The organism is Faecalibacterium hattorii, from assembly GCF_003287455.1.
In the GTDB taxonomy this organism is placed as follows: domain Bacteria; phylum Bacillota; class Clostridia; order Oscillospirales; family Ruminococcaceae; genus Faecalibacterium; species Faecalibacterium hattorii.
On sequence record NZ_PRLC01000024.1, the window covers coordinates 1 to 20135 of the forward strand.

Annotated in this window: 15 protein-coding genes; 7 read left to right on the forward strand and 8 right to left on the reverse strand. The window is 58.6% G+C overall.

The features are described from left to right. Positions 1-131 precede the first annotated feature (131 nt). Positions 132-1958 (reverse strand): beta-glucuronidase, encoded by a 1827-nt coding sequence (gene uidA, locus C4N23_RS12995; RefSeq protein WP_112146521.1) that lies wholly within the window; start codon positions 1956-1958, stop codon positions 132-134. A 496-nt stretch (positions 1959-2454) separates the two neighbouring features. Between uidA and C4N23_RS13000 the strand changes: the two genes are divergently transcribed. The 6 genes from C4N23_RS13000 (at position 2455) to C4N23_RS13025 (ending at position 9839) form a co-directional block, all read left to right on the forward strand. Next, positions 2455-3843, forward strand: a complete 1389-nt coding sequence (locus C4N23_RS13000) for an MFS transporter (protein ID WP_112146523.1) — start codon at positions 2455-2457, stop codon at positions 3841-3843. Between the two features lie 233 nt (positions 3844-4076). Further along, on the forward strand, positions 4077-5282 hold the full coding sequence (locus C4N23_RS13005; RefSeq protein WP_112146525.1) for an AraC family transcriptional regulator: 1206 nt from the start codon (positions 4077-4079) through the stop codon (positions 5280-5282). 390 nt (positions 5283-5672) lie between these two features. Beyond that, on the forward strand, positions 5673-6719 hold the full coding sequence (locus C4N23_RS13010; protein WP_242983802.1) for a substrate-binding domain-containing protein: 1047 nt from the start codon (positions 5673-5675) through the stop codon (positions 6717-6719). A gap of 159 nt (positions 6720-6878) precedes the next feature. Next, positions 6879-8420 carry a sugar ABC transporter ATP-binding protein gene (locus C4N23_RS13015; protein ID WP_112146529.1) on the forward strand — a complete coding sequence of 514 codons (1542 nt, stop codon included), beginning with the start codon at positions 6879-6881 and terminating at the stop codon, positions 8418-8420. A gap of 18 nt (positions 8421-8438) precedes the next feature. Continuing rightward, positions 8439-9437, forward strand: coding sequence for an ABC transporter permease subunit (locus C4N23_RS13020; protein WP_112146531.1), 999 nt, complete (start codon positions 8439-8441; stop codon positions 9435-9437). A gap of 93 nt (positions 9438-9530) precedes the next feature. Further along, positions 9531-9839: a hypothetical protein gene (locus C4N23_RS13025; protein WP_055192324.1), complete on the forward strand. Its 309-nt coding sequence runs from the start codon at positions 9531-9533 to the stop codon at positions 9837-9839. A 103-nt stretch (positions 9840-9942) separates the two neighbouring features. Here the strand turns inward: C4N23_RS13025 and C4N23_RS13030 are convergent, their stop codons facing one another. From C4N23_RS13030 to ilvB, 6 genes are all read right to left on the reverse strand, one after another. Continuing rightward, a complete protein-coding gene (locus tag C4N23_RS13030; protein WP_112146533.1) occupies positions 9943-11313 on the reverse strand; it encodes an NCS2 family permease in 1371 nt (456 codons plus the stop codon). A gap of 295 nt (positions 11314-11608) precedes the next feature. After that, positions 11609-11731, reverse strand: a complete 123-nt coding sequence (locus tag C4N23_RS14360) for a hypothetical protein (protein ID WP_280953132.1) — start codon at positions 11729-11731, stop codon at positions 11609-11611. Positions 11732-11872: 141 nt separating this feature from the next. Continuing rightward, positions 11873-13531, reverse strand: coding sequence for a dihydroxy-acid dehydratase (ilvD, locus tag C4N23_RS13035; RefSeq protein WP_112146535.1), 1659 nt, complete (start codon positions 13529-13531; stop codon positions 11873-11875). A 78-nt stretch (positions 13532-13609) separates the two neighbouring features. After that, complete coding sequence (gene ilvC, locus C4N23_RS13040) at positions 13610-14629, reverse strand: ketol-acid reductoisomerase (RefSeq protein ID WP_097791419.1); 1020 nt, start codon at positions 14627-14629, stop codon at positions 13610-13612. Positions 14630-14748: 119 nt separating this feature from the next. After that, positions 14749-15309 carry an acetolactate synthase small subunit gene (ilvN, locus tag C4N23_RS13045; protein WP_112146537.1) on the reverse strand — a complete coding sequence of 187 codons (561 nt, stop codon included), beginning with the start codon at positions 15307-15309 and terminating at the stop codon, positions 14749-14751. Between the two features lie 13 nt (positions 15310-15322). Beyond that, positions 15323-16987 carry a biosynthetic-type acetolactate synthase large subunit gene (ilvB, locus tag C4N23_RS13050; protein WP_055192313.1) on the reverse strand — a complete coding sequence of 555 codons (1665 nt, stop codon included), beginning with the start codon at positions 16985-16987 and terminating at the stop codon, positions 15323-15325. Positions 16988-17237: 250 nt separating this feature from the next. Here ilvB and C4N23_RS13055 point away from each other — a divergent pair, with 250 nt between their 5' ends. Then, positions 17238-18455 carry an ATP-binding protein gene (locus C4N23_RS13055; protein ID WP_112146539.1) on the forward strand — a complete coding sequence of 406 codons (1218 nt, stop codon included), beginning with the start codon at positions 17238-17240 and terminating at the stop codon, positions 18453-18455. 387 nt (positions 18456-18842) lie between these two features. Here the strand turns inward: C4N23_RS13055 and ilvA are convergent, their stop codons facing one another. After that, positions 18843-20048: a threonine ammonia-lyase gene (ilvA, locus tag C4N23_RS13060; RefSeq protein ID WP_112146541.1), complete on the reverse strand. Its 1206-nt coding sequence runs from the start codon at positions 20046-20048 to the stop codon at positions 18843-18845. Positions 20049-20135 lie beyond the last annotated feature (87 nt).

Sequence of the window (20135 nt, forward strand, 5' to 3'; positions counted from 1 at the left end):
GAGCCCTGTGCAGTACAGGATTCAGACCGTTGGGGCCGCTTAATTTGATTTTTGTCTAACTTTTGGGGTTCATTTCATACGGGCCGGGAGGGGATTTTCCATGTTATGAGAAGGTTGGAGAGAAAACGCGATTACTGATTGCCCTTGTAATCCAGCGGCAGGCTGGTCCAGCGGGCGCGGAAGAGGAAGGCGGCGTCCTTCGGCTGACGCTGACGGGTGAAGATGCCCTTCTTGTTGCCGTTGACGCGCAGGATGCCCTCGGTGGTCTGGAAGTCTGCGAAGTTCCAGACCAGCTCGCCCTGCACGAAGTCGTAGCTGTCGAAGACGTTGTGGTTCATGTCGAGGTACTCGTTCTGGTACTCCTGACTCCACATGACGCTGGGCAGCTTGTGCTCGGAGGGCATGGTGTCGGCACCGTACTCGGTGAAGATCATCGGGCGGCCGTTCAGGACCTGTGCCCAGCCGTTCATCTCCTTGCGGAAGGCGGCCTCGGCGTCCACGATGCCCATGCCGCCCATGACGTACCAGCCGTAGTAGCGGTTCAGGCTGATGAAGTCAGCGAACTGCTGGCCCTTGCTGTTGTTGGGCAGGCTCATCATGACGACAGCGTAGGTGCGGGGGCGCTTCTGGGGGTCGAGCTCGTGAGCCAGATCGAACAGGGTCTTAAAGTAAGCTTCGGTGCCCTCGCTGGTGCACTGGGGCTCGTTCAGGATGCTCCATGCGATGACGGAGGCGTGGTTCTTGTCGCGGCCGATCATATCGGTCAGTGCGTCCTTGTGGTTGGCCAGCAGCTGCGGGGTGGTCTCCTTCTCGAACCAGCCGACCTTCTTGCCGTTGCCCTGATTGGCGGCGAGGAAGTTCATGGTGCTCTCCATGAAGCCGACAGCGGGGACTTCGTCGATGATCAGGAAGCCCTCTTCATCGGCCATCTGGTACAGCTCCTCGGCGTAGGGGTAGTGGCTGGTGCGGAAGCAGTTGGCACCGATCCACTTCATCAGCTCGTAGTCGCGCTTGACGGTGGCGAGGTCGAGGCCGCGGCCGCGGATATCGGCGTCCTCGTGCTTGCCGAAACCGCGCAGATAGACGGGCTTGCCGTTCAGCAGGAAATGGCCGTCCTTGATCTCGAAGGTGCGGATGCCGACCTTCTCGGTGTATTCATCGACCACGGCGCTGCCGTCGTGGATGCGGATGACGATATTGTACAGGTAAGCAGCGTGGACGTTCCACAGCTTTGCGTCCTTGACGACGAGGGTGCCTTCCTTGCCGGTGGCCTCAGCGACCTTGGTGGTGCCGTCGTACAGCTCGACGGTGACTTCGTGGTCGCCGTTGGTGGTGACGGTGTAATCGACCTCAGCGCCCTCGGCAGTCAGGCGGTGTTTCACGGAGTAGTCGAGGATACGCTCGGTGGGCAGAGCCATCAGCTTGACCGGGCGGTGGATGCCGGCGTAGTTGTAGAAGTCAAAGTAGGGGGCGGCGACCTTCTTGCCGTTGGACAGGACGGTGGTGTTGCCGGCGGGCAGCATGTGCTCGTTCAGCTCGTTGTTCAGCAGGACGCTGAGCCTGTTGAACTGGTTGTAGCGGACGATGTCGGTGACGACCGCGTCGAAGGGCAGGAAGCCGCCCTCGTGCTGCGCCACTTCCACGCCGTTGACGAAGACGCGGGCGTGGTGGGTAGCGGAGCCGAAGCGGATGGCGATGTCCTTGCCGCTCCACTCGCCGGGCACGAAGAAGTCGGTCTCGTACCAGAAATCGCCGCAGTACTCGCGGGACTCCTTGTCGGTGAAGAAATCGCAGAAGGATGCAGGAACGGGCATGGAGATGGACTCCGGCAGACCGTTGGCCCAGTTGGCCTCAACGCCTTCGCTCTTGGCATCGAAGCTGAAGCGCCACATGCCGTCAAGGCTGACGACGCGGCGGGAGGTGGAAACGACAGGGTACAGCAGGGACTTGTTGTTCATTGCAAAAACCTCTTTCTCGTCATACGAAAGTTTTCTGGATCGCACTTCAACCTCTCCGTCCATGCTTCTGCCATCTCCCCTGCTGGGGGAGGTGGCAGAAGCATGGACGGAGAGGTTTGGAGCAATCATTGTCTTCTGATACCAGTATGACAGATTTTTCGAAAAGGGAATAGAACAAATTTGCAATAAATCCAGACTTTTTTCAGGTAAATTGGGATCTTTCTGGGCAGAATACCTATTATGGATCGCGGAGTCTGAAAAGAAACTGATGAACTGTACCGTCTCGGAAGAAGGACACGAAAGAAACCCTACAGAATTTGTGAAAAAGCCGTGAAATTGCACAAAGAATAACCGTAAGATTTTACGATTTCACCTAAAAATTCTTCTAACGATGATTGCTAAATCTTTGTCATAATACTAGTATATCAGAATGAATACAGCGAACCATGTTTCACTGTGTTCCGAACGACAGCGAGTTTTAGTTAAGGAGAAACCAATGGCAAATGAGATGAAGAAAGCCGCCCCCTTCGGCATGAAGGACAAGGTCGGCTACATGTTCGGTGATTTCGGCAACGACTTCACCTTCCTGCTTTCGTCGAGCTTCCTGATGAAGTTCTACACCGACGTCATGGGCGTCAACGCCGCCATCGTTGGCATGGTGATGATGATCGCTCGTTTTGTGGATGCATTCACCGATGTGGGCATGGGTCAGATCGTGGACCACTCCAAACCCAACAAGGACGGCAAGTTCCGCCCGTGGATCAAGCGGATGTGCGGCCCTGTGGCCATTGCGTCCTTCCTGATCTATCAGTCCGGTCTGGCCGGGATGCCTTACGGCTTCAAGGTGGCATGGCTGTTCGTCACCTACATCCTGTGGGGTTCCATCTTCTACACCTCCATCAACATCCCCTACGGCTCCATGGCTTCCGCCATCTCCTCTGACCCGAAGGACCGCGCCGATCTGTCCACTTGGCGCACCATCGGCTCTACGCTGGCCAACATGGTCATCGGCGTGGCAACTCCTATGGTGGCCTACGTGGTCGTGGACGGCAAGACCGTCATGTCCGGCTCCCGCATGACCATCATCGCGGGCGTCTTCTCCATCTGCGCCATTCTGTGCTACATCGTCTGCTTCAAGCTGACGAGCGAGCGCGTGGAAGTGCCCGCAAGCAATCAGAAGATCAGCGCTTCCGCCATCTTCAAGAGCATCTTCACCAACAAGGCCCTGCTGGGCATCATTGTGGCTGCCATCTTCGTGCTGCTGAGCCAGTTGACCGTCATGAGCCTTGCCGGTTACGTTTACCCCAACGTCTACGGCAGCGCCGCAGCCCAGTCCACCGCAAGTCTGCTGGGCACGGTGGTCATGCTGGTGGTCTGTGCACCCTTTGCTTCCAAGCTGTCTGCCAAGCTTGGTAAGAAGGAGCTGGCTATGGGTTCCAGCATCATCTCCGCTCTGGTCTGGCTGGTCTGCCTGATCTGGCGCCCGGCAAGCGTCTGGGGCTTTGTAGCTTGCTACATTCTGGCCAACATCGGCATGGGCTTCTTCAACACGATCATCTGGGCGATGATCACCGACGTCATCGATGACGCCGAGGTCCGCAACGGTGTGCGTGAGGACGGCACCATCTACTCCGTCTACTCCTTCGCCCGGAAGCTGGGTCAGGCGTTCTCCTCTGGTCTGGTGGGTGCTCTGCTGGGCATCATCGGCTACACCGAGGCAACGGCTTTCGATCCTGCCGTCACCCGCGGCATCTTCAATATGGCCTGCATCGCCCCCATCATCGGCTTTGTCTGCATCGTGCTGGCACTGGCCTTCCTCTACCCGCTGAACAAGAAAAAGGTCGAGGAAAATGTGGCTGAGCTGGCAGCCCGCCGTAATAAATAACCCTCTCAGGCGCTTCGCGCCAGCTCCCCCAGAGGGGGAGCCCTTGGCAGGTCGGTTTTGATCGCACTGCCTGAACAAAGTTTCGAAAAACCGTAAAATAGAGTGCTCCGCTGTCTAGGGCAGCGGGGCATTTTTCTCTATCTACCACTTGTTTCTCCCGCAAAAATACTGTATACTGGTATATTAGATGATGTACCAGCAAAAAACAGGCGAGAAAAGGAGCGGTGAAGACGATGCGGGTTGATCCATTACAGGTGCTCACGAAGCTGGCGGCAGCCCAGAACATCCCCACCCGGCGGGTGACACCGCCTTTTGAGGGGCTGGACGAGTTCGATTACGGTCTGCGCCGTTCACTGGACCCGCAGTTCGACTGGCAAGAGTTCGGCCAACTGCTGCTGGACAACACCCCGGAGCAGACGCTGCTCTTCGTGGAGGGAACGTTTGAACTCCACTTCGCCCTCTTCCGCATCCCGGACGAGGAGAACACGGTCTTCCTCGTGGGGCCGTGGACCTTCGGCCAGCGGAGCGAAAAGTCCCGCAAGTGGGGCAAGCGCCATCTGGGCGTGGCAGGGGAGAACGCCGTGCAGGAATACTACAACGGCGTCAAGGTGCTGGGAGCCAACGATTTTTACTCCACCATCCGGGTCCTTGTCGGGATGATGTTCCACGAGGACGAGCTGAAGGTGAAGCAGATGAAGGAGTTCCTGCCCTTCCAGTTCCTGCCGGATATCCGCTATTTCAACGAACCCAAGTTCCAGAAGGACATCCCCATCTCGATGCTGGAGCAGAGGTACGAGTCGGAGAACCGCATCCTCGAAGCCGTGGGCCGCGGCGACGAGGAAGCCGCCGTGGAGGCGATGCACCAGCACTCCCGCTTTACCTACGGCGGACGGTTCGAGGGCTCGCTTTACCAGCAGAAGAACCGGATGATCGTCTTCAACACCCTGCTGCGGAAAGCCATCGAACCCAGCAAAGTGCACCCTTATTATATTGACGCCATCTCCAGCAAGTACGCCCGGATCATTGAGGAGGCCGATGAGGTGCCTGAAGAGCTGATGTGGCAGATGGTGCGGGATTACTGCGCCTATGTCCGCCGCTACTCGCTGAAGGAATACTCGCCCGCCGTCCAGAAGGTGATGAACTACGTCAACCTGAATGTCGCCGAGCCGCTGACACTCAAGAGCCTTGCCGCCATGTGCTTCATCAGCCCGTCCTACCTGTCGGCGCTGTTCAAGCAGGAGACCGGCACCACCCTCATCGACTATATCAACACCCAGAGGGTCAACCGGGCTGCACAGCTGCTGGAGCACAGCAGCCATGCCATTGCCGCCGTGGCCGAGGAAGTGGGCATTCTGGACGTGAACTATTTCACCAAGATCTTCAAAAAGACCCTTGGCGTCACCCCCACCCGCTACCGCCGGGAACATAAAGAAAAATAACTGCGGAAAGCAGAAATGAAAAAAAGACTCATTTTGTCCTTTTGGTGCGCACAGTCCGTGCAGAAAGGCGAAGCGGGTCTTTTTCTGTTTTGACACATTTGTTGCAGAAAACGCCGGATGCTGTAACCCCTTTGACAGACTTTATGGATTTTTGGTGGATATTTGGACGCATGTTGCAATTTCGACGGAAATTGTGCTTGATATGAAAATCGATCTTGCATACAACAGGCGAAATTGTGAGGAGTGCACAAAAGACTTTGCGGAATCTTGTGGATTTGTTCTATTGCGAACTGCCCGACAGACGGTTATAATACAAACAGAATCACGAAACGTGCGGTTTGATGCGTTTCGGAAATTTGCTGTGATATGCGAATGAAGGAGAACAATATTATGAAAATGATTTCGCGTCGTGACTTCATGAAGGCTTCCGCTGTTGTGGGTGCTGCTGGCGTTCTGACCGCCTGCGGCGGCTCCTCCAGCTCCACCGCTGCCTCCTCTACTGCTGCTTCCTCTGTGGCTGCTTCTTCTGCAGCCGCTTCTACCGGCAGCGCAAACGTTGGCGTCTGCATCTATCAGTTCGCTGATAACTTCATGACCCTGTACCGCACCGATCTGGAAGAGTACCTGAAGGATATGGGCTATGCCGTCACCATCGTCGATGGCAAGAACGACCAGAATACCCAGACCGAGCAGATCAACACCTTCCTGCAGCAGGGTGTGGACGTGCTGATCATCAACCCCGTCCAGACCACTTCCGCTCAGACCATCGTGGATACCATCTCTCCGTCCGGCACCCCGATCGTCTTCATCAACCGTGAGCCTGACAAGGCCGTTCTGGATTCCTACGCTGGCAAGTGCTGCTACGTTGGTGCAGACGCACGCCAGTCCGGTACTTATCAGGGCGAGCTGATCCTTGAGACCTCTACTCAGGGCGATATCAACGGCGACGGCAAGATCACCTACATCATGTGCAAGGGCGACCCCGAAAACATCGATGCTCAGTATCGTACCGAGTACTCCATCAAGGCTCTGACCGACGCCGGCAAGGAAGTCGAGTGCCTGTACGAGTATCTGGACAACTGGGATCAGACCACCGCACAGCAGGACGTTGCAAACGCTCTGGCACAGTACGGCGACAAGATCGAAGTCGTCTTCTGCAACAACGATGCAATGGCTCTGGGCGCTCTGCAGTCCATCGAGCAGGCTGGCCGCAAGGTCGGCGAGGACATCTATCTGGTCGGTGTTGACGCACTGAAGGAAGCTGTCCAGAATGTCGTTGATGGCAAGATGACCGGTACCGTTCTGAACGACGACGTGGGTCAGGCTACCGCAGCTGCTGACGCTACCAAGCTGTTCGTTGATGGCAAGGACGTCGAAGAGTATTACTGGGTCGATTACGTCAAGGTCACCACCGAGAACGCTTCTCAGTACCTCTGATCCTGACCGAAAATCACTCACGGTTGCAAGGTACGCAGTGAGACCTAAGCTTGATAAAAGCTAAAAAGCGCGTGCGTGCGAGAGGTTTCTCGGCGCACGCGCCTTATTTTAGTAAGGGCTCATGGTGCCTTAGTTTGAACGACAAGGAGGCTCTGCGGAATGTCAGAATACCGTCTGGTAATGAAAGGCGTGGTCAAGACCTTCCCCGGCGTCAAAGCGCTGGACCACGCACAGTTGGAGCTTCGCCCCGGCAAGGTCATGGCCCTGATGGGCGAAAACGGCGCTGGTAAGTCCACTTTGATGAAGTGCATGTTCGGCATTTACAAGATGGACGAGGGCGAGATCGAATACGAAGGCCAAAAAGTTACCATCCCGAACCCGCTGGAAGCGCTGAACCGCGGCATCGCGATGGTGCATCAGGAGCTGCAGCCCATCCCGGCCCGTACCGTGGCCGAGAACATCTGGCTGGGCCGCTACCCCACCAAGAAGGCGGGTCCCATCACCATTGTGGACCACGCCAAAATGTACAAAGACACCGATGAACTGCTGAAGAAGCTGAAGCTGGACATCAACTCCCATGCAAAGCTGGGCAGCCTGAGCATCGCTCAGATGCAGATGGTGGAAATTGCCAAGGCCGTTTCCGCAAACTGCAAGGTGCTGATCTTGGACGAGCCCACCTCCTCGCTGACCGCCAACGAGGTCGAATCGCTGTTCCGCATCATGCGGGAGCTGAAGGATCAGGGCGTTGCGCTGGTCTACATCAGTCATAAGATGGACGAGATCAAGGTCATCGCTGACGAAGTTACCATCATGCGGGATGGCCACTACATCGGCAAGTGGGACGTTGCCAACATGACCAAGGAACAGATCATCGCCAAGATGGTGGGCCGTGAGCTGTCCAATCTGTTCCCGCCGCTGGAGAACCACCCCTCCGACGAGGTCATGATGAAGGTGGAGGACTTCACCTCCATCCATCCGCGTTCCTTCCGCCATTGCAGCTTCGAGCTGAAGAAGGGCGAGATCCTCGGTGTGGCCGGTCTGGTCGGTGCACAGCGCACCGAATTGATGGAAGGCATCTTCGGTCTGCGTGCTCACACCACCGGCAGGGTCTGGATCAAGGGCGAAGAGGTCCACATCAAGCAGCCCCGCGACGCCATCCATAAGAGCGTGGCTCTGCTGACGGAAGACCGCCGCGCCACCGGCATCATGGGCGTGCTGAGCGTGGCCGACAACATCTCCATTGCGTCCTTGGACGCTCTGCGCAAGGGCCCCATCATGCTGGACGACAAGAAGATCCTCGATCTGGTCGCCACCAACAAAGAGAAGATGGCCATCAAGGTGCCCAGCCCCAAGACCGCCATCAAGAGCCTTTCCGGCGGCAACCAGCAGAAGGTGCTGATCGCCCGCTGGCTGGCGAATAACCCCGATGTGCTGATCCTCGACGAGCCCACCCGCGGCATCGACGTCGGCGCAAAGTACGAAATTTACTGCATCATTGCTGACTTGGCTAAGCAGGGCAAGAGCATCATCATGATCTCCTCCGAAATGAGCGAGATCATCGGTATGTCCAACCGTGTCATGGTCATGTGCGATGGCCGCATCACCGGCTTCATCGACGGCAAGGACGCCACCCAAGAGAACATCATGGCTCTGGCGACCCAGTTTGAGACCGCGCCCGAAACGGCAGCGGCCAATCAGTAAACAAGGAGGCTGTCTATTGTGGAAGCTACCAAGAAATTAACGGGTAAATCCGTAAAGAAATGGCTGGGCAACAACGCCATTATCGTCCTGATGCTCGCGGTGTCTCTGATCGTCGGCATCATCCACCCCAACTTCTTCGCTGTTGCGAACCTGATCAATCTGTTCAAGAACGTGTCCATCCGCTACATCATCGCGCTGGGCATCTCCGGCTGTCTGATCACCACCGGCAACGACCTGTCCGCTGGCCGTCTGGCCGGTTTCGCAGCCTGCCTCGCCTGTATCTTTGCGCAGACCGAGGGTGCTGCCGGTAAATTCTATCCCAATATGCCCACCCTGCCCACCCCGGTGGTCTTCATTCTGGTCATCGCCATCTGCGCCATCGTGGGTCTGTGCAACGGTCTGGTCGTCAGCTACCTGAAGGTCCAGCCCTTCATCGCTACCTTGGGTATGCAGCAGGTCGTCTACGGTATCTGCCTCGTCTACACCGGCGGTACCCCCATCGGCTCCCTGAACAAGGACTTCACCTCTCTGGCCTCCAACACCATCATCGGCGTCCCCGTTCTGATCTGGATCGCCCTGATCGTGGCCGCCTGCTTCTGGTTCCTGTACAACAAGACCCGCCACGGCAAGTACATGTACGCCATCGGCGGCAACGAGGCTGCCGCTGAGGTGGCCGGTGTCAACGTCAACGCCACCAAGATCCGCATCTACATCCTCGCTTCCTGCATGTTCGGTCTGGCAGGCTGCCTGCTGGCTGCCAAGTCCGGCGGCGCATCCGTTAACACCGCGCAGGGCTATGAGCTGGACGCTATCGCAGCTTCTACCATCGGCGGCGTTTCCACCACCGGCGGTGTCGGCACCGTCCCCGGCATTCTGGTCGGCGTTCTGGTCTTTGAGCTGATGAAGGTCGCTCTGCAGTTCATGAACGTCAACTCCTCCTACACCTACATCGTGCAGGGCCTTGTCATCATCGTGGCTGTCGCCATCGATATCCGCAAGTACCTCGCGAAGAAGTAATCCCTGAAAAAGAGAGCGCCTATCGGGCCGCCCGCTCGTTGCAGCGGGCGGCCCACTTTGTTATAATAGAAGAAAAAGCCAAGGAGAACGATTATGTCCGAACTGAACGAAAAAGAAGCCGAGCTGGCCCGGCGCGAGGCGCTGCTGGCCGAGCGGGAGGCCCAGCTCGAAAAGGAACAGGCCGAGTTCGCCGCCGCCAAGGAGCGGGGCGAGGAGGGCAAGAAAAGCTTCCTCAACAACAACGACCCGAACTTCGTGAACCCGAAAGAGAAGCTCTACGACAAATTCCCGCTGACCGTGCACCAGATGGACATCATCATCGGGGTGCTGTTTGCCCTCATTCTCCTGTTTTTGGTGCTGGGCATGACGCACACCAGCTTTTTCGGCCTGTTCGGCGGTTGAACTACCGCAAAAACGCCGGAAGTGCATCTGCCGCATAGAAACAAAAAATGGATGCTGCGATCAAACGCAGCATCCATTTTTGTTGCCTATAAGAGCTGTTCTTTTACAGCAGCACGTACTTGAGGATGAACAGCACGGTCAGGATATACATGAGGGGGCTGATCTTCTTCTCCTTGGCCTTGCCGGTGATGAGGTTGAGCAGGGTCCAAGAGATGACGCCGATGGCGATACCCTCGGAGATGCTGTATGCAGTGGGCATGGCAAGGATGGTCAGGAAGGCGGGGATGCCCTCAGCCGGGTCGTCGAACTCGATCTTCAGGGCGGAACCCATCATATAGAAGCCGACGATGATCAGAGCCGGAGCGGTGGCGAAGCTGGGAATGGTCAGGAACAGGGGGCTGAAGACCACAGCCAGCAGGAACAGCACACCGGTGGTCATGGAGGTCAGGCCGGTGCGGCCGCCCTCGGTGACGCCGGAAGCGCTCTCGACGAAGGTGGTGGTGGTGGAAGTGCCCAGCACAGCACCGGCGCAGGTGGCGATGGAGTCGGCCATCAGCGCGCCCTTGATGTGGGGCAGCTTGCCGTCCTCATCCAGCATGTCGGCCTTGGACGCCACACCGATCAGGGTGCCCAGCGTGTCGAACAGGTCCACGAACAGGAAGGAGAACATGACGGCGAAGAAGTTCAGGATGCCAACACCGGAGAAATCGGTCTTGAAGACTTGACCGAAGGTCTTGCCCAGCGCGGAGAAGTCAAAGCTGATGAAAGAGGTGGGGATGACGGAGTACATGCCCGCATCGGCGTTCGGGATGTAGATGCCGGTCAGCTCGCAGAGGATGCCCAGCACCCAAGTGATCAGGATGCCGTACAGGATGCCGCCCTTGACCTTCTTGACCAGCAGAACGGCGGTGATGAGCACGCCCACCAGAGCGAGGATGGCGCCCACACCGATGCTGTGGAAGGTCTCGCCCTTAAAGTGCTGGTAGGTGACGAGGGTGGAGTCGCTGTTGACGATGAGCTTGGCGTTCTGCAGACCGACGAAGGCCACGAACAGGCCGATGCCGACGCTGACGGCGCTCTTCAGGGTCATGGGAATGGCGTTGAAGATGGCCTCACGCACACTGGTCAGGCTCAGGACGATGAAGATGATGCCCTCGACGAAGACGGCCATCAGGGCCAGCTGCCAGCTGTAGCCCATGGTCAGGACGACGGTGTAGGAGAAGTAGGCGTTCAGGCCCATGCCGGGGGCCAGAGCAAACGGATAGTTGGCCAGCAGCGCCATCAGTGCCGTGCCGACAAAGGATGCCAGCGAGGTGGCGATCAGGACGGCGTTGGCGTCCATGCCGGAAGCCGACAGGATGCTGGGGTTGACCGCAAGGATGTAGGCCATGGTCATGAAGGTGGTGATACCTGCCATGAGCTCGGTCTTGACATCGGTGTGGTTTTCTTTCAGGTGAAAGATCTTTTCTAACATGAAAGTTCCTCCTGTGATGTGATGAAAAAATCCGCCGCGTGGGAAAACGGACGGAAAGAACAGCTCCCATTGTACCCGAAAACGTTGCAGTTGTCCATCTAAGAAACACAGAAAATTCATGATTTCTTCAAATTTTCTCGGATGAGTATGACTTATCAAGACAAAAAATGAACTTTTTAGCGGGCGGCTTGACATTTTGAAGAGCGAGGGCTATACTGGAATCAGAAACTAAGAGCCATCCAAAACGCCACAAAAATGACCCCCTCGGTACTTGCACTACCGAGGGGGTCTTCAGTTAGCGGTCGTCGTCCTTCAGGAACTTATCCAGCCACTGACAGATGCAGTGCGAAGCAACGTTTGACGCGATGCCCGCAGCAACAGATGACAGAAACACCAGAATGCCATCCAAAGCGCTCACCTCCTTCCGCCTTAAACGGATGGAGTGACGACGACAGCCAATGAAAGTATACCACAGCGCGAAAAACGTCGCAATAGAAAGACCCTTCGGCAGATGTACGACTACCGAAGGGTCAATTTGTTTGAACTCTCTAAAAATGATTTACTTCAGCACCGCGCCGAGATTTGCGCTGGTGACCATACGGGCGTAGCGGCTGAGCCAGCCGGTCTTGATGTTGGGCTCCGGGGCCACATACTTGGCCTTGCGCTCGGCAAGGACCTCGTCCGAAACTTCCAGCGTGATGCTGGCGTTGGGAATATCAATGTGGATGATATCGCCCTCCTCGATCAGGCCGATGGGGCCGCCGGAAGCGGCTTCAGGGCTGACGTGGCCGATGGCCGCGCCGCGGGATGCGCCGGAGAAGCGGCCGTCGGTGATGAGGGCCACGGTCTTGTCCAGCTTCATACCAGCCAGCGCGGAGGTGGGGTTCAGCATCTCACGCATACCGGGGCCGCCCTTGGGGCCTTCGTAGCGGATGACCACCACGTCGCCGGGGACGATCTGGCCCGCGTAGATGGCCGCAATGGCCGTCTCCTCGCTGTTGAAGACGCGGGCCGGGCCGGAGTGCTCCTGCATCTCCGGGGCCACGGCGCTGCGCTTGACCACGCACCCGTCCGGGGCGATGTTGCCCCACAGGATCTGCAAGCCGCCGGTGGGGGAGTAGGGGTTCTCGATGGGGCGGATGGCCTTGTCGTTGAGGATGCGGGCCCCCTTGATGTTCTCACCCAGCGTCTTGCCGGTGACGGTGGGAACGTCGAGGTCCAGCAGCCCCTTCTTGGCCAGCTCGGCCTGAACGGCGGGGATGCCGCCCGCAGCGTAGAGGTCGGGCATGTGGGTCGGGCCGGCAGGGGCCAGATGGCACAGGTTCGGGGTCTTGGCGCTGATCTCGTTGAAGAGCTTCAGGTCGATGGGCACGCCCGCCTCATAGGCGATGGCCAGCAGGTGCAGGACGGTATTGGTGGAGCAGCCCAGCGCCATATCGCAGGTCAGAGCGTTGCGGATGGAGCGCTCGTTGATGATCTGGCGGGCGGTGATGCCCTTGTTGACCATGTCCATGATGGCCATACCGGCGTGCTTGGCCAGCTGCAAGCGCTTGGAGTAGACAGCGGGGATGGTGCCGTTGCCGGGCAGGGCGATGCCGATGGCCTCGCACAGGCAGTTCATGCTGTTGGCGGTGTACATGCCGGAGCAGCTGCCGCAGCTGGGGCAGCAGTTGCAGGTGCAGTCTTCCAGCTGCTCGTCGGTGATCATGCCGGCCTTGTAGGCGCCGACGGCCTCGAACATCTTGGAAAGGCTGACTTCCTCGCCGCCGTAGGTGCCGGCCAGCATCGGGCCGCCGGAGCAGACCACGGCGGGTACATCCATTCGGACTGCCGCCATGACCATGCCGGGCACGATCTTATCGCAGTTGGGCACGAGGACGAGGCCGTCCAACTGGTGTGCCATCAGCATGGTCTCCACGCTGTCGCAGATCAGCTCACGGGAGGCGAGGCTGTACTTCATGCCCACATGGCCCATGGCGATGCCGTCGCAGACGCCGATGGCGGGGATGAGGATGGGGGTGCCGCCCGCCATCTGGACACCGGCCTTGACCGCATCGGCGATCTTGTCCAGATTCATGTGGCCGGGGACGATCTCGCTGTAAGCGGATACCACGCCGATCAGCGGGCGGTCCAGCTCTTCCGGGGTGTAGCCCAAAGCGTAAAACAGGCTGCGGTTCGGTGTGCGCTCCGAGCCTTTGGTCACGTTGTCACTTCTCATGGTCTCTCTTTTCCTCCTGATGCAAAAGTGCCAGCGGGGCACAAAATACCACGCTGGCACGGGTCGATTTCAAAAAACTTACTTCTTCAGCCAGCTCATCATGCTGCGCAGCTCTGCGCCCACCTTCTCGATGGGCAGCTCTGCTTCCATGCGGCGCTTTGCGAGGAAGTGGACCTTGCGGCCGCCGTTGGGGCTCATCTCGGTCAGGAACTCGGAGGCGAAGGTGCCGTCCTGAATCTCGGTCAGGACCTTCTTCATCTCCTTGCGGGTCTCGGCGGTGATCAGGCGCTTGCCGGTGCGGTAGTCGCCGTACTCTGCGGTGTTGGAGATGGAGTAACGCATCTTGGAGAAGCCGCCCTCGTTGATCAGGTCAACGATCAGCTTCATCTCGTGGCAGGTCTCGAAGTAGGCCATCTCAGGCTCGTAGCCAGCCTCGACCAGCGTATCGAAACCGGCGTGGATCAGCTCGGAAACGCCGCCGCACAGCACTGCCTGTTCGCCGAACAGGTCGGTCTCGGTCTCCTCCTTGAAGGTGGTCTGCAGGATGCCCGCACGGCCCGCACCGATGCCGGAAGCGTAAGCCAGAGCGATGTCCTTTGCCTTGCCGGTGTAATCCTGCTCCACGCAGATCAGGGACGGGCAGCCCTCGCCCTCGGTGTACAGGCGGCGGACGATGTGGCCGGGGCCCTTGGGAGCGATCATGATGACGTCCACGTTCTTGGGAGCGGTGATGGTCTTGAAGTGGATGTTGAAGCCGTGTGCAAAGGCCAGAGCCTTGCCCTCGGTCATGTAGGGAGCAACCTGCTTGTTGTAGATGTCGGCGCACAGCTCATCGGGAACCAGCATCATGACCACATCGCCAGCCTTGGCAGCCTCTTCGACTTCCATGACCTTGAAGTTGTCGTGGGTGGCAGCAAACTCGGAAGCCTTCTCCCAGTGAGCGGAACCCTTGCGCAGACCGACGACAACGTTGACGCCGCTCTCAGCGAGGTTCTCGGAATGGGCGTGGCCCTGACTGCCGAAGCCGATGACGGCGACGGTCTTGCCGTCCAGCACGCCGAGGTTGCAGTCGGAATCATAGTACTTCTTGATAGCCATGGTAGTTGTTCTCCTTTTATCGTTCTGTTTTTTATATTCGATTAACTTGAAAACTTGTTGATACTCCCCCAGCCGCTTTCCCAGAAGGAGGTGGCAATGGAAAGCATTGACGGAGAGGTTCAGTGGCACTTCGTGCCGGGCAGGGGCAGCTGCACATCCCGCACTTCCTGCGGGGGCTTCTGCATGTGCTGGTGCATCCCGCCGCGTTCCAGTGCGGTGACGCCGGTGCGGCAGAGTTCGAGGATGGTGTAATCCGCGAACATCTTTAAGAATGCGTCCAGCTTTTCGGGCTTGCCGATCAGCTCGAAGACCATGCTGTCCGGGGACAGGTCGATGATCTTGGCCTTATAGATGCTGCCGATCTCCCGCAGCTCGGTGCGGGTGTGGACGTCGCACGCGACCTTGAGCAGCAGCAGCTCCCGCTGCAAAGCGTTCTCACTGTCGAGGACGAAGACCTGACGGGTGACTTCCAGCCGCTCGGTCTGGAGGATGAGCTGGCTCAGCTCCTTATCGGTGCCGGACACCGTGACCGTGATGCGGCTGACGGTGGGGTCATTGGTGGCCGAGACGGTCAGGCTGTCGATGTTGAAGCCGCGGCGGCAGAACAGGCTGGACACGCGGGCCAGAACGCCGCTCTGGTTGTCCACCAGCAGACTGATGACTCTGCGTTTGGATTCCATGGTGCGTTCCTCCTCACTTCATGATGATATCGTTGATGTCGCCGCCGCCGGGGATCATGGGCAGGACCTTTTCGTCCTTGTCGATCATGCACTCGATCCATGTGGGGCCCTTGTTCTTCAGCGCCTCGGCAAAGGCGGTCTGGAACTCGGCGAGATTGGTGCAGCGGTAGCCCTTCAGCCCGAAGCCCTCGGCCAGCTTGACGAAATCCGTCTTGCGGTGGGGGTCGGTCTGGGAGAAGCGCTTGCCGTAGAAGGCGGTCTGCCACTGGCGGACCATGCCCAGCACCTGATTGTTGAAGATGACCGTGATGATGGGCAGCTCATAGCTGACGGCGGTGCAGGCTTCGTTCAGGTTCATGTGGAAGGAACCGTCGCCCGTGAACATCACGACCCGCTGGTCGCGGCCCAATGCCATCTGGGCACCGATGGCGGCACCATAGCCGAAGCCCATGGTGCCGAGGCCGCCGCTGGTGATAAAGCCGCGGCTCTTGGCGTGGCGGATGTACTGGGCGGCCCACATCTGGTGCTGGCCCACGTCGGTGACGTAGACGGCCTCCGGGCCGCACTGATTGCACACCTCGCCGATGACCTGATGGGGCATCAGGCGGGAAGCGTCGGACACCGGGTGGTAATCCTGCGCCTGCCACTCGTGGATCATCTTCATCCAGTCGGGGTGCTTCTTCTCCTCGATGAGGGGGAGCATCCCGCCCAGCACATAGGCGGCATCGCCGGAAATGGCGAGGTCCACATCCACGTTCTTGCCCAGCTCACTGGGGTCGATGTCGATCTGGATGATGGTGGCGTTTTTCGCAAAGGTTTTGGGGTTCAGGGCCACACGGTCCGAGAAGCGGGTGCCCAGCGCGATGAGGACATCGCAGTCGGCCACGGCCCGGTTCGCGGTGTAGCAGCCGTGCATACCGATCATGCCGATGTTCATCGGGTCACCGTAGGGCACGACGCCTGCCGCCATCAGGGTGTAGGTGGCGGGGATCTCAGCCTTGTGAATCAGATCCCGCAGGGGCTGGCAGGAGGCTGCGCTCCGCACGCCGCCGCCGAAGTAGACCAGCGGGCGCTCCGCCGCGTTGATGATGTCGGCGGCCCACTTGACCTGTTCGGCGTTGTAGGTGGTCACGGTGCGGATCTTCTCCGGCTGCTTGGGGGTAAACTCGCAGACGGCGGCGGTCACGTCCTTGGGGATGTCCACGAGGACGGGGCCCTTGCGGCCGCTCTGGGCGATGCGGAAGGCCGCGCGCATGGTGTCGGCGAGGTCCTCGACCTTGCGCACCGTGAAATTATGCTTGGTGATGGGCATCGTGATGCCCTCGATGTAGGCTTCCTGAAAGCCGTCCGTGCCGAGGCCCGCCGTGGGAATGTTGCCGGTAAAGGCGACCATGGGCACCGAGTCCATGTAAGCGGTGGCGATGCCGGTGACAAGGTTGGTCGCGCCCGGACCGCTGGTGGCCAGCACCACACCGGTGCGGCCGGTGGCACGCGCGTAGCCGTCGGCTGCATGGGCTGCACCCTGCTCGTGGGCGGTCAGCACATGGGTGATGCGGTCGGCGTTCTTGTACAGCTCATCGTAAAGGTTCAGCACTGCGCCGCCGGGGTACCCGAAGAGGGTGTCCACCCCCTGCTCGCAGAGAACTTCCACAAAAATCTGAGAACCATTCAACTGCATTTCTCGTCTCTCCTGTTTCCTATCCTGTTCCAACTCTACACTTTTTAAAAATCCCTCAGATACGTCAAATTTCGTATCTACCATTCGATTTTGAACGTTGGGTCAATTATACTATAAATCGGTCGGATGTCAAACAATGATTTGTAAAGTGAATCACCGGAAAGATGAAGATAATTAAACACAGGCTTGCACTGGACCTCATAGAGCGGTATAATTTTGGTACATTCGTTAAATCAAGAGGGAAAAGGCTATGAAACTTCGTGAATGGAATGCCCGGCTCCACGGGCTTGTGATCTTCCGCGCCCTGCTGGACGACCCGGTGGTGGCCAAATTATTGGACTTGACCGACCGGATGGAGGCGGGTACCCGCAGCATGGGGCCGGTGTGCGACGCAGTGGCTTCGTTCGAAGCGGCTCTGTTTGAGCAGACCACCAATCTGGGCGAATACCTCTCCAACGCCGTGTTGGAGACCGAGACGGTCTGCGTGCGTCAGGCGGCAGCGGGCGGCATCGCGCCGGTGCTGCAAAGTGCGCTGGACGGTGAACTGCACTTTTTGCAGGAGCTGTGCGGCCTGACGCTAGACGAGCTGTTCCAGACCGCCTACTCCGAGCAGAGCCAGCGCCCGGAGCTGGCCTTCCTGCCCCGGTGGGAGACGAAGAAAATCGACCTTGCGGCAGCCTACGCCCAGCGGATGCAGGAAGCCGGGAAGAAGGGCTATGGCATGTTCGCCAAGCACCATGTCTTCACGGTGGAGAATGGCCGGTTGGTGCCGGTGAAGTACCCCGACCCCCAGCGCCTCTCCGAGCTGCCGGGCTATGAGGGCGAGCGGGAAAAGGTGATCGCCAACACCAAGGCCCTGCTGGCCGGGATGCCCGCCAACAACGTCCTGCTCTATGGCGACGCGGGCACCGGCAAGTCCAGCGCCGTCAAGGCCATTGCCAACGAGTTCGCACCCGATGGGCTGCGGCTGGTGGAGGTGAAGAAGAATCAGCTCTATCAGATTCCCGATCTGATGGACAAGCTGGCGGCGAACCCCCTCAAGTTCATCCTCTTCATCGACGACCTGAGCTTCACCGCCAACGACGACAACTTCGCGGCCCTGAAAGCCATCCTCGAAGGCAGCGTGGGCGGCCGGGCCAAGAACATCGCGGTCTATGCCACCTCCAACCGCCGCCACCTGATCAAGGAGACCCTGACCGACCGCACCGGCGACGATATCCACGAAGCCGACACCCGGCAGGAGCTGATGAGCCTTTCCGCCCGGTTCGGCCTGACCGTGACCTTCCAGCGGCCCGAAAAGGCCCGCTTCGAGGCCATCCTCACCGAACTGGCCAAGCAGCATAACATCCAGATGCCGATGGACCAGCTCCTCGTCAAGGCAGAGGCCTTCGCCATCCGCGCCGGCGGCCGCAGCCCCCGCGTGGCCAAGCAGTTCATCGAACAGTGCGAGAGCGGCGTGCAGAAATAAAAAAGGACGTGTCTGCTTGACAAACATCTCGAAAGCGCATATAATAAACTTGCGAAAGATGAATGCTGACATGGTGCTTCATGAAGGCATACAAGAAGCCCCCCGGTATTGCAGTACCGAGGGGCTTCTTGTTGCTGGGGTTAATGCTTACCGTCCATAAAGAACTGTTCGTCAAGCCATTTGCAGATATAGTACGAAACGATACCTGCTGCGACGGACAGCGCGAAAGATGGAATCGCAGACAAAGCGCTTCACCTCCTTCCCAATGGAGGGGCGGGGGAGACGGCAATTACAGAATAACATAAAATTTGACAGAACACAAGCGAAAAGGCAGTGCCCGATTGAGACGGGCACTGCCTTTTTGAGGAAAAATCGGTGCTACAAAAATCAAACGCGCTCGGCGACGAGCTGGAAGCCCGCCTTGGTGAGCTCTTGACGGATCTGTTCGATCTGGGCGTGGTCGCGGGTCTCCAGTGCCAGCTTGAGGAAACAGCTGGAGATGGGCATGTTGGGGTCGGAGCCGTCATGCAGGACGGAGACGACGTTGCTGCCGCAGCGGGAGACGATCTCGGCGACCTTTTTGAGCTGGCCGGGCTTGTCCTCCAGCGCGATGGTCAGGTTGGCCTTGCGACCGCTCATGACCAGACCACGGGTGATGACGCGGTTGAGGATGTTGACGTCGATGTTGCCGCCGGAGACGACGCAGACCACCTTTTTGCCCTCGATGGGCAGCTTGTGGAAGAGGGCTGCGGCCACCGGCACCGCACCGGCACCCTCGGCGACGAGCTTCTGGTTCTCCATCAGGGAGAGGATGGCGGCAGCGGTCTCGTCTTCCGTGACGGTCACGATGTCGTCCACATACTCCTCGCAGAGCTTGTAGGTCAGCTCACCGGGGGTCTTGACCTGAATGCCGTCCGCAAAGGTGGAAGCGGCGGAGAGAGTCTGGTATTTGTGCTCGTGGAGGGAACGGTACATGCTGGGGGCACCCTCGGCCTGAACGCCGTAGACCTTGACATCAGGCTTCAGGCTCTTGATGGCAAAGGCCACGCCGGAGATGAGGCCGCCGCCGCCCACAGGCACGATGACGGCATCGACGTCGGGCAACTGGTCCAGAATTTCCAGACCGATGGTGCCCTGCCCCGCGATGACCTGCTCATCGTCGTAGGGGTGGATGAAGGTCATGCCGGTCTCCTGCTGCAGCTCCACGGCCTTGTCGTGGGCGTCGTCGTAGGTGCCGGGCACGAGGCAGACCTCTGCGCCGAGGCTTTTGGTGTTCTCCACCTTCATGATGGGGGCACCGTCCGGCATACAGACGATGCTCTTGATGCCCCGGCGGGTGGCGGCCAGCGCCACGCCCTGCGCGTGGTTGCCGGCAGAACAGGCGATGACGCCTTTCTCGCTCTCCTCCTTGGAGAGCTGGCTGATCTTATAATAAGCGCCGCGCACCTTGAAGCTGCCGGTGGCCTGCAGGTTCTCGGTCTTCAGGTAGAGCTGGCAGTCCTTGGACAGCTTGGGTGCTTCGATGAGGTCGGTCTTGCGTGCAACGTCCTTCAGCACGAAGGCGGCATGGTATACTTTGTCGAGAGTCAACATCTTTTTATCCTATCCTTTGTTCCGTCAGTGATGGTATAAAGTATAGGTTAGCAAAAGTATTTTGTCAAATGAATGTATTTCATGACC

Bases quoted from the DNA above. Each gene is read 5' to 3' on its own strand.
- uidA (WP_112146521.1), bottom strand. From the start codon at position 1,958: ATGAACAACAAGTCCCTGCTGTACCCTGTCGTTTCCACCTCCCGCCGC.
- C4N23_RS13000 (WP_112146523.1), top strand. From the start codon at position 2,455: ATGGCAAATGAGATGAAGAAAGCCGCCCCCTTCGGCATGAAGGACAAG.
- C4N23_RS13005 (WP_112146525.1), top strand. From the start codon at position 4,077: ATGCGGGTTGATCCATTACAGGTGCTCACGAAGCTGGCGGCAGCCCAG.
- C4N23_RS13010 (WP_242983802.1), top strand. From the start codon at position 5,673: ATGAAAATGATTTCGCGTCGTGACTTCATGAAGGCTTCCGCTGTTGTG.
- C4N23_RS13015 (WP_112146529.1), top strand. From the start codon at position 6,879: ATGTCAGAATACCGTCTGGTAATGAAAGGCGTGGTCAAGACCTTCCCC.
- C4N23_RS13025 (WP_055192324.1), top strand. From the start codon at position 9,531: ATGTCCGAACTGAACGAAAAAGAAGCCGAGCTGGCCCGGCGCGAGGCG.
- C4N23_RS13030 (WP_112146533.1), bottom strand. From the start codon at position 11,313: ATGTTAGAAAAGATCTTTCACCTGAAAGAAAACCACACCGATGTCAAG.
- ilvD (WP_112146535.1), bottom strand. From the start codon at position 13,531: ATGAGAAGTGACAACGTGACCAAAGGCTCGGAGCGCACACCGAACCGC.
- ilvC (WP_097791419.1), bottom strand. From the start codon at position 14,629: ATGGCTATCAAGAAGTACTATGATTCCGACTGCAACCTCGGCGTGCTG.
- ilvN (WP_112146537.1), bottom strand. From the start codon at position 15,309: ATGGAATCCAAACGCAGAGTCATCAGTCTGCTGGTGGACAACCAGAGC.
- ilvB (WP_055192313.1), bottom strand. From the start codon at position 16,987: ATGCAGTTGAATGGTTCTCAGATTTTTGTGGAAGTTCTCTGCGAGCAG.
- C4N23_RS13055 (WP_112146539.1), top strand. From the start codon at position 17,238: ATGAAACTTCGTGAATGGAATGCCCGGCTCCACGGGCTTGTGATCTTC.
- ilvA (WP_112146541.1), bottom strand. From the start codon at position 20,048: ATGTTGACTCTCGACAAAGTATACCATGCCGCCTTCGTGCTGAAGGAC.